The sequence below is a fragment of the Planomonospora antibiotica genome (genome assembly GCF_014647955.1).
Lineage (GTDB): Bacteria > Actinomycetota > Actinomycetes > Streptosporangiales > Streptosporangiaceae > Planomonospora > Planomonospora parontospora.
The window spans coordinates 263,480-277,310 of record NZ_BMQE01000003.1 but is presented as its reverse complement, the minus strand read 5'-3'; the positions used below and the strand labels follow the sequence as shown (position 1 = coordinate 277,310).

Sequence of the window (13,831 nt, the reverse complement as noted above, 5' to 3'; positions counted from 1 at the left end):
CGTAGGGTGAGGCGAAGTGGGAACGTCGGGTTCCACGCGGCCGATCAGGGGAGCGATCCCTATCAACGGCCTGTCGAACAGTGGGCTAACCTCTCGGAATGGCGGAGACCCCTTTGTCGGATCTTGAGGCGATCCTCCTCGTCGGAGGACAGGGGACGCGGCTGCGTCCCCTGACGCTGGGCACCCCCAAGCCGCTGCTGCCCACGGCGGGGGTCCCCTTCCTGGCGCACCAGCTCGCGCGGGCCCGCTCGTTCGGGGTGGGCCGCATCGTGTTCGCCACGTCCTACCGGGCGGAGATGTTCTCCGAGGCGTTCGGGGACGGCTCGGCGTTCGGGCTCTCCATCGAGTACGTGACCGAGGAGACCCCGCTCGGCACCGGCGGTGCGATCCGCAACGCCGCCGAGGCGCTGACCTGCGGCCCGGACGCGCCCGTGCTGGTGCTCAACGGCGACATCCTGTCCGGGCACGACATCGGCGACCAGGTCGCCCGGCACGTGTCCCGCGGGGCCGCCGTCACGCTGCACCTCACCGAGGTCGAGGACCCTTCACGCTTCGGCTGCGTGCCGACCGACGAGGAGGGCCGGGTCACCGCCTTCCTGGAGAAGACCCCGAACCCGGTGACCAACCTGATCAACGCGGGGTGCTACGTCTTCACCCGCTCGGTGATCGACTCCATCCCGGCGGGCCGGGTCGTCTCGGTCGAGCGGGAGACGTTCCCCGGGCTGATCGAGGACGGCGCCCTGGTGCTCGGCTACGCCGACGCCTCCTACTGGCTGGACGTGGGCACCCCGGCCGCCTTCGTCAAGGGCTCCCGCGACCTGGTCCTCGGCCGCCTGGCCTCGCCCGCGCTGCCCGGTCCGCCCGGTGACTTCCTCGCGCTGCCCGGTGCGATGATCTCGCCCGAGGCCAAGGTCTCCGGCGGGTCGGTGGTCGGCGCCCGCGCGGTCGTGGAGTCCGGGGCCCGGATCACCGGGAGCGTGCTCGGCGACGACTGCGTGGTCCACGCCGACGCGGAGGTGGTCGACTCGGTGGTCGGCATCGGGGCCCGCGTCTCGTCCGGGACGGTCCTGCGCGACGTGGTCATCGGCGACGGTGCCGTGGTCGGCGCCGGCAACGAGCTCCTGGCGGGCAGCCGGGTCTGGCCCGGCGTCGTGCTCCCCGAGTGCGCGGTCCGCTTCTCCAGCGACGTCTGAGCGGGATGGACGAGCGTCACCGCTTCACCGGCGGTGCCGGAGCGCCGTGGGAGGGCGGCCCGGCCTCCCCGGCGACGCCCGGAGGCCGCCGGTGAGCGTCACCGCGACCGAGCGGTGCCTGCGCTGGGACGGGCCGCTCGACCTCGAGCTGGTCCTGCGGCCGTGCCGGCGCGGGGACGGGGACCCGACCTGGCGGAGGACGCCCGACGGGGCGGTCTGGCGGACCTGCCGGACGCCCGGAGGTCCCGGCATGCTCCGGGTCGCGCGGCGCGGCGGCGAGGTCGTGGGGACCGCCTGGGGGCCGGGGGCCGGGTGGCTGCTGGAGACGCTGCCCGCGCTGCTCGGCGCCGAGGACGACCCGTCGGGGTTCGTCCCCGGGCACCGCGTGCTGCGCGAGGCGGCCAGGCGCCACCCCGGCCTGCGGATCTGCCGGACCTCCCGGGTGCTGGAGGCCCTGGTGCCCGCCGTGCTGGAGCAGAAGGTCGTGCTGGCCGAGGCCCGGCGGGCGTGGCGGTGGCTGCTGCTGAAGTACGGCGGGCCCGCGCCGGGACCCGCTCCCGAGGGCATGCGGGTCTTCCCCGAGCCCGAGGTCTGGCGGTCGATCCCCACCTGGGACTGGCATCGGGCCGGCGCGGAGGCCGTACGGGCCAGGACGATCGCGAACGCCGCCCGGCACGCGGCGAAGCTGGAGGCGGCGGGGGACAGTGCGGAGCTGGACCGGTTGCTGCGGGCGCTGCCCGGGATCGGGGTGTGGACCTCGGCCGAGGTGCGCCAGCGTTCCCACGGGGACCCCGACGCGGTCTCGGTGGGCGACTACCACCTGCCGTCGCTGGTGGGCTGGTCGCTGGCGGGGGAGCGGGTCGACGACGCGGGCATGCTCCGGCTGCTGGCCCCCTACCGGGGGCACCGCCACCGGGTCAGCCGACTGCTGAGGCTGGCCGGCGCGCGGCCGCCCGCTCGCGGGCCGCGGATGCCGGCACGGGACTACCGCTCGTTCTGAAGCCGTCGGCTCCGAGTCCGTAGGGCTCCGGGTCGGACGGTCTCCAGTCACGACCGTCGCGCGTGTCGGCTCCGATCAGCGGGGCGAGGACGGCGACGGCGGCGAGGGCGACGAAGAACCAGATCATTTCCTGCTCCTGGATGGTGTTCCGGTGGGATGTCCCGGTGGGATGTCTCTAATCTATGCAAGCACAAGCATTTACGTCCATCTAGATCTGCTTGAGTTGACTGTTTAGGGATGCTCAACTTTCTGTGGTGCGGTGCCAGGATGTGCGACCGCTCCGATGTCGGGACGACCGTGACCTCGACCGCCGGGTGGGCGGTGTGAGCCCGGCTCCACGCCCTCGGGTGGGGGTGCGAGAGGTCTCGCCGACGGTCGTGACCCCAGCAGACCATCTCCGCGCCTTCTATGTCAATTTTCATTATTTTTAGAAGGGTCGTGTCGCGCCGCCGCTCTCCCCGGGCCGGACGGGAGGGCGGCAGGCGGAGGTCAGGGACCTGGGCTCTACGGCGTTGACCTAATGTGCGTACATGAGCGTCACTCCCACCGACACCGCGATGCGCCGGGCCCTGGCCCGGGCACGCGACGGCAAAGCCCTCGACCCGTCCGAAGCCACCGTCCTGCTGCACGCCAGGGACTCCCACCTGGAGACCCTGCTCGGCCACGCCGGACGGGTCAGGGACGCGGGGCTGGAGGCCGTCGGGCGGCAGGGGATCATCACCTACAGCCGCAAGGTCTTCATCCCGCTGACCCGGCTCTGCCGGGACCGGTGCGGATACTGCACGTTCGCCACGGCCCCGCACAAGCTGGAGTCCGCCTTCCTCGGCCCCGACGAGGTCCTGGAGATCGCCCGGCAGGGCGCGGCCGCGGGCTGCAAGGAGGCGCTGTTCACCCTGGGCGACCGGCCCGAGGACCGCTGGCACCAGGCCCGCGAGTGGCTGGACGCGCACGGCTACGACGACACGCTCTCCTACGTGCGGGCCATGGCGATCCGGGTGCTGGAGGAGACCGGCCTGCTCCCGCACCTCAACCCCGGCGTGATGACCTGGCGCGACCTGCAGCGGCTCAAGCCGGTCGCGCCCTCGATGGGCATGATGCTGGAGACCACCTCGCGCCGCCTGTTCGAGGAGAAGGGGCAGCCCCACCACGGCTCGCCCGACAAGGACCCCGCCGTACGGCTGCGCGTGCTGGAGGACGCCGGGCGCTCCAACGTGCCCTTCACCAGCGGCATCCTGATCGGCATCGGCGAGACGGTGCAGGACCGGGCCGAGTCGCTGTTCGCGCTGCGGAAGACGGCCCGCGAGTACGGCGGGATCCAGGAGGTCATCGTCCAGAACTTCCGCGCCAAGCCCGACACGGCGATGCGCGGCATGCCGGACGCCGACCTGCAGGAGCTGGCCGCCACGATCGCGGTGGCCCGCCTGGTCCTGGGGCCGAGGACGCGCCTGCAGGCCCCGCCGAACCTGGTCGACGCCGAGTACGACCTGATGATCCGGGCCGGGATCGACGACTGGGGCGGGGTGTCGCCGCTGACTCCCGACCACGTCAACCCCGAGCGCCCCTGGCCGCAGATCGACGAGCTCGCCGAGCGCACGGCCGCCTCCGGGTTCACCCTGCACGAGCGGTTGACGATCTATCCGGAGTACGTGCTCGCCGGGGAGCCCTGGCTCGACCCGCGGCTCGCCGCGCACGTCGCGGCCCTCGCCGACCCGGCGACCGGGCTCGCGAGGGAGGGCGCCGAGATCACCGGCCGCCCCTGGCAGGAGCCCGACGGCGGATTCGCCTCCTCCGGCAGGACCGACCTGCACACCGCCGTCGACGCCGAGGGGCGCACCGCCGACCGCCGCGACGACTTCGACCACGTCTACGGGGACTGGGAGGCGCTGAAGGAGCGTCTGCCCGCCGCCGCGCCGCGGCCCGGTCCCGGCGCCGTCTCCGGGGACGTGCTGCGGGCGCTGCGCCGGGCGGAGGCCGACCCCGCGGGGCTGGGCGAGGCCGAGGCGCTGACCCTGCTCGGCCTGGCCGGGGGACCCGACGGAGCCGGGGCCGACGACGCGGGGCTGGACGAGCTCTGCCGGATCGCGGACGGCCTGCGCCGCGAGGCCGCGGGCGACGAGGTGACCTACGTCGTCAACCGGAACATCAACTTCACCAACGTCTGCTACACCGGCTGCCGGTTCTGCGCCTTCGCGCAGCGCCGTACCGACGCCGACGCCTACACGCTCTCGCTCGACCAGGTCGCCGACCGGGCCGAGGAGGGCTGGCGGGCCGGGGCGACCGAGGTGTGCATGCAGGGCGGCATCCACCCCGACCTGCCGGGCACCGCCTACTTCGACATCGCCCGCGCGGTCAAGGCGCGGGTGCCGGAGATGCACGTCCACGCCTTCTCCCCGATGGAGGTCGTCAACGGCGCCAGCCGGACGAACCTGTCCGTCGCGGACTGGCTGGCCGCGGCGAAGGAGGCCGGCGTCGACTCCCTGCCGGGCACCGCGGCGGAGATCCTCGACGACGACGTGCGCTGGGTGCTGACCAAGGGCAAGCTGCCCGCCGCCGAGTGGGTGGAGGTCGTCACCACCGCCCACCGGCTGGGCATCCCGACGACCTCCACGATGATGTACGGCCACGTCGACACCCACGCCCACTGGGTCCGGCATATCCGTCTCATCCGCCGCATCCAGGAGGAGACCGGCGGGTTCTCCGAGTTCGTGCTGCTGCCGTTCGTGCACCACAGCGCACCCATCTACCTGGCCGGGATCGCCCGCCCCGGCCCGACCGCGCGGGAGAACCGGGCCGTGCACGCGCTGGCCCGCATCCTGCTGCACGGCGCGATCGGCAACATCCAGTGCTCCTGGGTGAAGCTCCGCGACGACCTGTGCCGCCAGGTGCTCTCCGGCGGGGTCAACGACCTGGGCGGCACGCTGATGGAGGAGACGATCAGCCGGATGGCCGGGTCAGAGAACGGCTCGTTCAAGACGATCACCGAGCTCGCCGCCATGGTCGCCCCGACCGGGCGGCCGGTGCGGCAGCGGACCACCTCGTACGGCGTGCCGAGCGCGGAGCGGCTGGCCGCCGCGGCGGCCAGTGACGGTGTTTGTCAAAGTGTGCGTAACTTCGTGCCGCTTGAGCGTCTATAACAAGTTCTCTGTTGACTTGCGCTATGTAAGGGGGGTGTTGGGAGAATTGTCATTCCCCTGAAGCGAGAGGTCCCAGCGTGCCCTCTTCCGGTCGACATCGCGTGGCCGCCGGCGCCGAGAGGCGCCGGCATCAGGCGCTGACACGTGTTTCACTCGCCGCGGTGGCCCTGGCGGTCGCCGCCGCCGGAGCCGTGGTGGTGATCACGGACCGGATCGGTGCGGACTGCTCCGGAGAGCCGGTCCTGGTGGACGTCGCCGCCGCGGTGGACATCGCCCCCACCGTGATGGAGGCGGCCGGGCGGTTCAACGCGAGCAGGACCGAGGCCGACGGCCGGTGCGTGCTGGTGCAGGTGACCGAGCGGCCCCCGGCCACCGTGCTGCGGACCCTGATCGGGGACACCGCGGGCGTGCTCGCCTCCCGCCCCGACGGCTGGATCTCCGACTCCTCCGCCTGGATCCGGCTGGCCCGCAAGCAGGGCGCGGCCGACCTGGCGGGCACCGAGACCGTGATGGCCACCTCGCCCCTGGTCTTCGCCACCCGCAGCTCGCTGGCGAAGCGGTTCGCGGTCGGCAGGACGGAGATGAACTGGCGGATGGTCTTCCCGCCGACCACCCGGGGCCGCGTCCAGCCCACGGAGAACGAGCCCGACGTGGTCCGCGTCCCCGACCCGTCGCTCGCCGGGGCCGGCATCGCCACCGTGGCCGCGGCCAGGGACGTGGTGGGCACCGGCGCCGAGGCCGACCGGGCGCTCACCGCGTTCGTCCGGTGGGCCCAGGCCGGGGCGGCGCCCGACTACCGCAGCATGCTCGACGCGATCGACGAGCGCTCGTTCTGGAAGCGGCCCGTCGTGATCGTCCCGGAGCAGTCGGTCTGGGAGCACAACCGGCGGCCCTCCGCCGACCCGCTGGTCGCGCTCCATCCGCGCGAGGGGACCATCAACCTGGACTACCCCTACGTGGTCACCTCCGGCGACCCGGTCAGGGCGGCCGGCTCCCGCGCCTTCGCCTCCTGGCTCCGCGCCCCGGAGACCCAGGACGCGGTACGGCGGGCGGGCTTCCGCTCGGCCGACGGCCGCCTGGGCCCCCACGCGCCCGGCCCCGAGATCCCCACCGAGGCGCCCCGCACCCGCCCGACCATCGTGCCCGCGGTGATCGACGAGGCGCTGGAGGCGTGGAGCAGGCTGGCCCCGCCGACCAACATCCTGGTCCTGGCCGACGCCTCCCGGCACATGGCCGAACCGATCAGGGGGGACAAGGGGAGGACCAAGCTGACGGTCGCCCTCGACGCCGCCCGGATGGGCCTGCAGCTCTTCCCGAACTCGACCCACATGGGCATGTGGGAGTTCGCCGACGCCAAGGGCACGGGCGGCGACCAGCGCGAGCGGGTGGGGATCGGCCCGATCACCGAGGCCGAGGACGGGCAGGTCATCCGGCGCAGCCGCCTGGAGGAGCTCACCCGGACCCTGCGCGCCGACGCGAAGCGGGACAGCTCCCTGCACGACTCGATCCTGGCCGGGTTCCGCGAGCTGACCGGGGCCTACGACGAGGGCATGAACAACACGCTCCTGGTCATCACCGCGGGCAAGGACGACGGCAGGGGGATCTCCGGCGGGGAGCTGGCCGAGAGGCTGCGCGAGGAGTGGGACCCGCAGTACCCCGTCCAGGTCGTCGTGCTGGCCTTCGGCGACGACCTCGACCGCGCCACCCTCGACCGGGTCGCCTCGATCACCAACGGCTCCCTGCACGTCGCCCGGGAGCCCGGCGAGATCATCGACGTCTTCCTCTCCGCCCTCGCCCGCCGCCTCTGCCACCCCACCTGCCGCAAGGCCTGACCTGCCCGGCCCGGCCGGTCCGCGAGCGAGGACCGGCCACCGCGTAGGCCTCGACATCCGGCTGAACCGCATGGAGCCGGTGGCAAGGTCGGTCGCCGGTAGTCGACCGGCCTTCCAGCGTTTTCCGGGTGAAATATCCGGCAGATCTCGAACAACCAGTTCGGCAGATTCCGACTGACAGGTTCGGCAGATATCGACTAGAGTGCTCGGCAGATTCCGACTGACGGGGTCGGCAGATCTCGAATGTCGAGGAGGGGGACGTGGACGAACTGATTTCCAGGGCGGCATCCGAGCAGCTCCGCGAATCGGTGTCGGACTTCCGCGTGGTGGTGGTCAACGGTCCTCGACAGGCCGGGAAGACAACGCTCCTTGAGCTGTTCCAGCAGGAGTTCGGTGGGACCTATCGTTCACTCGACGAGGTCGAGCAGCTCCGTGCCGCGAAGGCCGACCCCACGTCGTATGCCCGTGCCGGAAGCCGACCTCTGATCATTGACGAGGTCCAGCGGGGTGGGGACGATCTGGTCTTGGCCATCAAGCGGGAGGTCGACCGTGACCGTTCGCCCGGACAGTTCGTGCTCTCGGGATCCACACGCTTCCTGACCGTGCCCACGCTCTCCGAGTCCTTGGCCGGAAGGGCGGTCTTCATCGACCTGTGGCCGTTCAGCATGAGCGAACGGACCGGAGGGGGCTGCGACTTCCTCCGGAGGGTGTTCCATGCGCCCGCCGAGGTGGTCGGTGAGCGGTCAGAGTGGCAGCGGGACGACTACCTCGACGTCCTCTGCAGGGGCAGCTTCCCCGAAGCGCTGAAAGTCTCGACAGAGACCTCGCGCCACCGTTGGTACACCGGTTACGTGAAGACCATCGTGGCCCGCGACATCGGCGAGTTCGCGGAGGTCCACCATGCGAGCGCTCTGCCGAGGCTCCTCGGTCTGATCGCGGCGCGCTCCGGCAGCACCTTCCTGCAGGCGGACATCGCACGCTCGCTCGGGGTGACCGGCGACACGGTCCGGACCTACACGTCCTATTTCGAGACCGTCTTCCTCGTCTCTCTGCTCCCGGCCTGGTCCACGAACATGACCTCGCGGCTGACCAAGACGCCGAAGGTCTTCCTCACCGACACCGGACTGGCCGCGCACCTCCTCCGGGTCACGCCCGGCGCACTACGTGAGCCGGGCCACCGCGCGCTCGGGGGCCTGGTGGAGACGTTCGTCTTCACCGAACTGATGAAGCTGCGGAGCCTCATGGGAGACGCTTTCGAGATCTACCACTACCGTGACCGGGATGGTCGTGAGATCGATTTCATCTGCGAGACCCCGGACGGCCGGATCCTCGCCGTGGAGGTCAAGGCCTCGGCTTCACCCTCATCGGCCGACGGCCGCCATCTCGCCTGGCTGCGGGAGAAGCTCGGCGACCGGTTCGTCGCGGGTGTGGTCATGCATCTCGGCGAGCACGTGCTTTCCTACGGAGACCGCATCATCGCCGCCCCGATCTCCGTGCTCTGGGCGAACGCGCCCGTGGACGGCGTGAGCGAGAAGGCGCCGGTCTGATCGGGATTCGAAGCCGGCCGGGCCGGAGCGTCACGCCATCCCGACGGCCGCTCATACGGAGGAGACGGTCCGCAGGCCGGGACCACCGGTGGGCCTCAGCACAGGAACTCCCGCGCGCCGCGCAGCCTGGTGCGGAGCCGCCGCCGGGTCGTGCCGCACTCCAGGCGCACGTCCAGCGGGCCGGGCACGCCGGAGTCCGCTCGCCGGCCTGAGGGCAGCCGGTCCGCATCGAGTCCGTCGCGCCGGGCGATGAGCAATCCCAGTTCGTACCGGCTCACCGCGTCGGCTCCGGCGACGTGGTGGACGCCGTGGTGCCCGGACGCGGCGAGTTCGAGGAGCGCCGCGGCGAGATCGGTGACGTGCACGGGGCACCGCACGTCGTCGGTGAACAGCACTCCCCGCTCGCGGCCGGTGGCCAGCGAATGCACCAGCGCCTCGTGCGGGGAGCCGCCGTCGCCGATGATGAGGGATGTCCGGGCTATCACCGAGGTCGGCGCGATCGCGGCCGCCGCCGTCTCGGCGGCGGCCTTGGCCGCGCCGTACGGGGTGATCGGGTCGGGGACGCACGTCTCGTCGTAGCGGACCGCGGCACCGGAGAAGACCGCGTCGCTGGACACGTGGACCAGGCGTCCGCCCGTCGCGGAGACGGCGAGAGCCACGTTCGCGGCTCCGACGGCCGTGGTCGTCCAGTCCGCCTGCCGGTAGGCGGCGTTGACGACCGCCTCCGGGCGGAACGCGCCGATCAGCGCGTCGACGTCCTCCCGCCGGCGCACGTCGAGCGGCGACCACTCGGCACCCGCGGTCTCTCCCGGCCGGGTCAGGTAGGTCGCGGCCACCTCGTGCCCGGCCGCCGAGCACCGCCGGACGAGTTCGCCGCCGAGGAGACCGCTGCCGCCGACGATGAGGAACCTCATGACCGGCCACCATAGTTGATCGGTCGCTCCGAAGCGGTGAAGTCAGGAGGTGCCCTGATACAGCCGGTCGAGGTCGACGAGTTCGAGGTCGGGGCGGGTGGCCGCCGTCTGTTCGAGGTCGGAGGTGAAGCCCGTGGTGGAGAACAGCGCGATGACGGTCTCCGAGGTGTCGTAGCCCTCCCGTTCGAGTAGGCCACGGATGCCGTCGAGGCGTTCGAGGTCAGGAAGGCCCCGGCGGGCGAGGGTGGCCTTGGCCTCGCCGAGGAGGCGGACCCGCCTGCCGTCGAGGGCGATCACGTCGATCTCGTGCTTCGCTCTGCCGTCGTGGTCCTGAACGCTGGCGAACCCGACTTCACCCAAGCCTTCGGATCGGCCCAGCTCGTCCGGGGCGAAGCGGCGGACCCATTCGCGGGCGAGCTCCTCGAAATGCGGGCCGAGGATGTCGGACCGGAAGGTCGGGGCGGTGGCCCGCCAGACCTGCTCGGCGCGTCCCAGCTGGAGCTGCCCGAGGTACGGTGCGGTGATCAGGCGGTCGAAGCGGATGACCGGGTCGGAGACGGTGATCACAGGCTTCCGCGAACGGAGCAGGTCGTGGGTCTTCGTCAGATAGCCGGCCGACTCCAGGACGTCGATCGGATAGCGCACCGCGTTGTTGTCCCTGCCGATGGCCGCACCGATCTTGGACGGGGTGTGCGCGCCGGCCGCGACCGCGCTGAGGACGTCGTAGTAAACGGCGCGGGCGGTGATCCTCGGGTCCTCCCGCAGGAGGTAGTCGACCTCGGTCCGGGTGAAGACGCCGACGTCCACCGCGAGCAGGTTCTCCACGACCCAGGGGTCGAAGTCCGCCACCGTCGCGGGGACGCTCGCCATGAGGGGGCGGTAGCCGGGGATCCCTCCCACGCAGGCGTGCATCCGCAGCGCCACATCCGGCTCCCGGATGCCCCAGAGTCGTGCGGCCTCGCGGTAGTCGAGCGCGGACAGGCGCATGTCCAGCATCGCGCGTCCCCGCAGGGGCTTGGTCCCCGACAGCAGGCTGTGCATGACGCTCAGCGCGGAACCGCAGAGGACCAGCCGCCCTCCGGGTGCCCGCCCGTTCTGGGAGTCGTCGTACAGATGCTGGACGAGGGAGGGCAGCTGCGGGGCGTGAGCCATCGCGTAGGGGAACTCGTCGATGACGACGAGTCCCGGCGACCCGGCGGGGGCCGTGCGGGCCGCGGTCTCCAGGGCGGCGCGCAACAGCCGGTCCCATGACTCCGGCTCGCCCCTCAGCACCGTTCCCAGCCCGGCGTGCTCCGTCATCGCGGCGGTGAACCTGGTCCTGGCCGCGCGGTCCCCCTCATCCTGCACACACGCGATGTAGAGGCCGCCCACCGCCTCGCAGGCGGCGGTCAGCAGCTGGGTCTTGCCGGTACGGCGGCGCCCCGACACCAGCCCCAGCCGGAGCGGCCCGTCGGTCCGCCCCCCCTCGAAGAGGAAGCGCTCGACCGTCCGCCACTGCCGGTCTCTGCCGACGATGTCCGCGGGCTTCTCCACGATGACCTCCCGCAGGGAAGTGTAAATCGGTTTACGTAAAACAACGTAAGCCGATTTACACTTCTGTGCGCGAGTTCCGGGGAAGCCGGCTCACAGCACGATCGTGAAGTCCGCGGCGGCGCGGGGGGCGCGGTCGCGGGGCGGGGCGGCGGGGCGGCCGATGGCGACGGCGCCCATCGGATCCCAGTCCGCGGGCAGGCCGAGCACGTCGCGGACCACCTCGCGGCAGAACATGGTGGACGACACCCAGGCCGAGCCCAGGCCCTCCACGGCGAGCTGGACCAGGAAGTTCTGCACCCCGGCGCCCGTCGCGACCACGAACATCTCCCGCTCGGCCGCGTTGCGGCGGTCGTCGCGGTAGGTGTGCGAGCCGTCCATCACCAGGCAGGGCACGGCCAGGTAGGGGGCGTTGCGCAGCACGTCGCCGCGGCGGACCCGCTTGGCGATCGACTCCTCGGAGAAGCCGTCCCCGCGCAGGTCGGCGATCCACGCCTCGCGCATGGCGTCGAGCAGCTTCTCCCGCACCCCCGCCGACTCCAGCAGCACGAACCGCCACGGCGTCGTGTGGTGCGGCGCGGGCGCGGCGATGGCCGCCTCCACCGCCCGGCGCACCTTGGCGCCGTCGACCGGCTCGGCGGAGAACTCCCGGATCGTACGGCGGGCGAAGACCACGTCGCGCGAGCCGTACCGGAACATGTCGTCCTCGGACTGGCGGACGACCTCGCGGACGCCGGGGCCGTCGTCCTCGGTGGTGTACTCGGCCATGCCCCGGACGACCGCCACCGGGGTCTGCGCGAGCTTGCCCTTGACCAGGTCGCCGGCGGCCGCGAACTCGTCGGCGATGGCGGTCACGGTGACCTCGAGCGCGTTGCCGTGGTCGTCGGACAGGCCGCGGTAGTCGAGCATGGGCGGCACCCCGGCGACGCCGACGGCCATGTCGGTCTGGCCGTTGCGCCAGGGGCGGCCGAAGGTGTCGGAGACGACCACGCCGACCGAGACGCCGAGCCGGTCCCGGACGCCCGCGCGCACGGCCCGGGCGGAGGCGTCGGGGTCGGCGGGGAGCAGCACGATGGTGCCGGGCTCGGTGTTGGAGGCGTCCACGCCGGCGGCGGCCATGACGAAGCCGTGCGCGGTCTGCGCGATCACGGTCTCGCCGCGGCGGGCCACGACCCGGGCGGTCTCGTCCCGGATGGCCTCGGCGCGGGTGGCTCCGCGGCGGACCCGGCCCTCCGCCTTGCTCAGGATCTTGGAGGTGACCACGAGGATGTCGCCGTCGCGCAGGTCGGGCCGGGCGGCGGCGATCAGCGCGCCGACGTCGTCGCCCTCCCGCACCTCGGGGATGCCGTCGACCGTGAAGACCTCGATGCGGACCTCGGAGGGCTCGGCCTCGTCCTGCCGGAAGCGCCGGATCCTGCTCATCGGGCCCCCTTCTCGGTGCCGCCGCCGAGACCGGCGTCCCCGCTGCCATCGGTGTCCCCACTATTGCCGGTGCCGGTGCCGGTGCCGCCGTCCGGCCGCGACCGCGCGGCCGAGAGCTCGGCGGCGAGGTCGAGGGCGGCCCGCGCGATGGCGGCGGCCGATCCGGCGTCGTGCATGATCAGCGGCCGGGCCTCGACCCGGACCCCGTCCAGGCGGACCCCGGCGTCCTCCTCGGCGACCAGCCAGCCGTCGACGAGCGCCGCGCCGTACAGCTCCAGGACCGCCTGGGCGGTCGTCTCCACGCCGATCGCGGTCAGGCAGGCGTCGGCCATGCCGCGGACCGGGGCGCCTCCGACGATGGGGGAGACGCCGACGACGATCTTGCCCTCCAGGGCCTCGCGGATGCCCTTGATCTGCAGGATCGTGCCGATGCTGACCACCGGGTTGGACGGCGGCAGGATCACCGCGTCGGCCTCCTCGATGGCCTGGAGCACACCGGGTGCGGGCTTCGCCTCGTCGGCGCCGACCAGGAGGATGCGCTCGGCCGGGACGGAGGCGCGCATGCGCACCCACCACTCCTGGAAGTGCACGGCCCGGCGGCCCTGCCCGTCGTTGATCACGATGTGGGTCTCGGTCCGGTCGTCGCTCATCGGGATCAGCCGCACGCCGGGATTCCAGCGGGCGCACAGGGCCTCGGTGACCGCCGAGAGGGGGTAGCCGGCGTCGAGCATCTGGGTGCGCACGATGTGGGTGGCGAAGTCGCGGTCGCCCAGGCCGAACCACTGCGGCTCGACGCCGTAGGCGGCGAGTTCTTCCTTGACGACGTGCGACTCGTCCCGCCGCCCCCAGCCCTGCTCCTCGTCGATGCCGCCGCCCAGGGTGTACATCACGGTGTCGAGGTCGGGGCAGACCCGCAGGCCGTAGAGGGTGATGTCGTCACCGGTGTTGCCGATGACGGTGATCTCGGCGTCGGGGGCGGCGGCCAGCAGGCCCCGCAGGAAGCGGGCGCCGCCGATGCCGCCGGCGAGGGACACGATGCGCATGCCGTCCAGTCTCCCACCGGCTCGCGACGCTCCGGCCCCAAGGTCCGGATCCACCGGGCGACCAGGGCGGGAGCGGCTTCCGCAGATCATCCCGGGGAAAGCGGCGGACGGCGGGTCCCCCTCACGACGCGCCTCAATTCGCGGTGAATACCGAGTAATGGGACACTTGTGGGATTCATGAGCTTCCTGGGTCCACCGACGCTGAAGTCGGCCATG

The 13,831-nt window shown here is 72.3% G+C and carries 9 protein-coding genes; 5 read left to right on the top strand and 4 right to left on the bottom strand.

The features are described from left to right. The first annotated feature begins 98 nt into the window (after positions 1–98). The 5 genes from manB (at position 99) to IEZ06_RS04470 (ending at position 8,706) form a co-directional block, all read left to right on the top strand. A complete protein-coding gene (gene manB, locus IEZ06_RS04490; protein WP_189235347.1) occupies positions 99–1,193 on the top strand; it encodes a mannose-1-phosphate guanylyltransferase in 1,095 nt (364 codons plus the stop codon). Between the two features lie 91 nt (positions 1,194–1,284). Then, a complete protein-coding gene (locus IEZ06_RS04485) occupies positions 1,285–2,193 on the top strand; it encodes a DNA-3-methyladenine glycosylase family protein (RefSeq protein ID WP_189235346.1) in 909 nt (302 codons plus the stop codon). 557 nt (positions 2,194–2,750) lie between these two features. Beyond that, positions 2,751–5,327, top strand: a complete 2,577-nt coding sequence (locus tag IEZ06_RS04480; protein WP_229797782.1) for a bifunctional FO biosynthesis protein CofGH — start codon at positions 2,751–2,753, stop codon at positions 5,325–5,327. A 161-nt stretch (positions 5,328–5,488) separates the two neighbouring features. Beyond that, positions 5,489–7,159, top strand: coding sequence for a substrate-binding and VWA domain-containing protein (locus tag IEZ06_RS04475; protein WP_229797775.1), 1,671 nt, complete (start codon positions 5,489–5,491; stop codon positions 7,157–7,159). A gap of 260 nt (positions 7,160–7,419) precedes the next feature. After that, entirely contained in the window at positions 7,420–8,706 is a 1,287-nt protein-coding gene (locus IEZ06_RS04470; RefSeq protein WP_189235343.1) for an ATP-binding protein, read from the top strand. 95 nt (positions 8,707–8,801) lie between these two features. Here the strand turns inward: IEZ06_RS04470 and IEZ06_RS04465 are convergent, their stop codons facing one another. The 4 genes from IEZ06_RS04465 to cofD all read right to left on the bottom strand — a co-directional run bounded on the left by IEZ06_RS04465 (position 8,802) and on the right by cofD (position 13,615). Continuing rightward, positions 8,802–9,620: a sugar nucleotide-binding protein gene (locus IEZ06_RS04465; RefSeq protein ID WP_189235342.1), complete on the bottom strand. Its 819-nt coding sequence runs from the start codon at positions 9,618–9,620 to the stop codon at positions 8,802–8,804. 42 nt (positions 9,621–9,662) lie between these two features. Then, the gene (locus IEZ06_RS04460) at positions 9,663–11,153 is read right to left on the bottom strand and encodes an ATP-binding protein (protein WP_203871797.1); all 1,491 of its coding nucleotides are present in this window, start codon (positions 11,151–11,153) and stop codon (positions 9,663–9,665) included. A 90-nt stretch (positions 11,154–11,243) separates the two neighbouring features. Then, a complete protein-coding gene (locus tag IEZ06_RS04455) occupies positions 11,244–12,572 on the bottom strand; it encodes a coenzyme F420-0:L-glutamate ligase (RefSeq protein WP_189235341.1) in 1,329 nt (442 codons plus the stop codon). After that, the gene (gene cofD, locus IEZ06_RS04450) at positions 12,569–13,615 is read right to left on the bottom strand and encodes a 2-phospho-L-lactate transferase (RefSeq protein WP_229797774.1); all 1,047 of its coding nucleotides are present in this window, start codon (positions 13,613–13,615) and stop codon (positions 12,569–12,571) included. The genes IEZ06_RS04455 and cofD overlap by 4 nt, the downstream gene beginning before the upstream one ends. Between the last annotated feature and the right edge of the window lie 216 nt (positions 13,616–13,831).

Coding starts and splice junctions, on each gene's coding strand:
- manB (WP_189235347.1), top strand. CDS start 99: ATGGCGGAGACCCCTTTGTCGGATCTTGAGGCGATCCTCCTCGTCGGA.
- IEZ06_RS04480 (WP_229797782.1), top strand. CDS start 2,751: ATGCGCCGGGCCCTGGCCCGGGCACGCGACGGCAAAGCCCTCGACCCG.
- IEZ06_RS04465 (WP_189235342.1), bottom strand. CDS start 9,620: ATGAGGTTCCTCATCGTCGGCGGCAGCGGTCTCCTCGGCGGCGAACTC.
- IEZ06_RS04455 (WP_189235341.1), bottom strand. CDS start 12,572: ATGAGCAGGATCCGGCGCTTCCGGCAGGACGAGGCCGAGCCCTCCGAG.
- cofD (WP_229797774.1), bottom strand. CDS start 13,615: ATGCGCATCGTGTCCCTCGCCGGCGGCATCGGCGGCGCCCGCTTCCTG.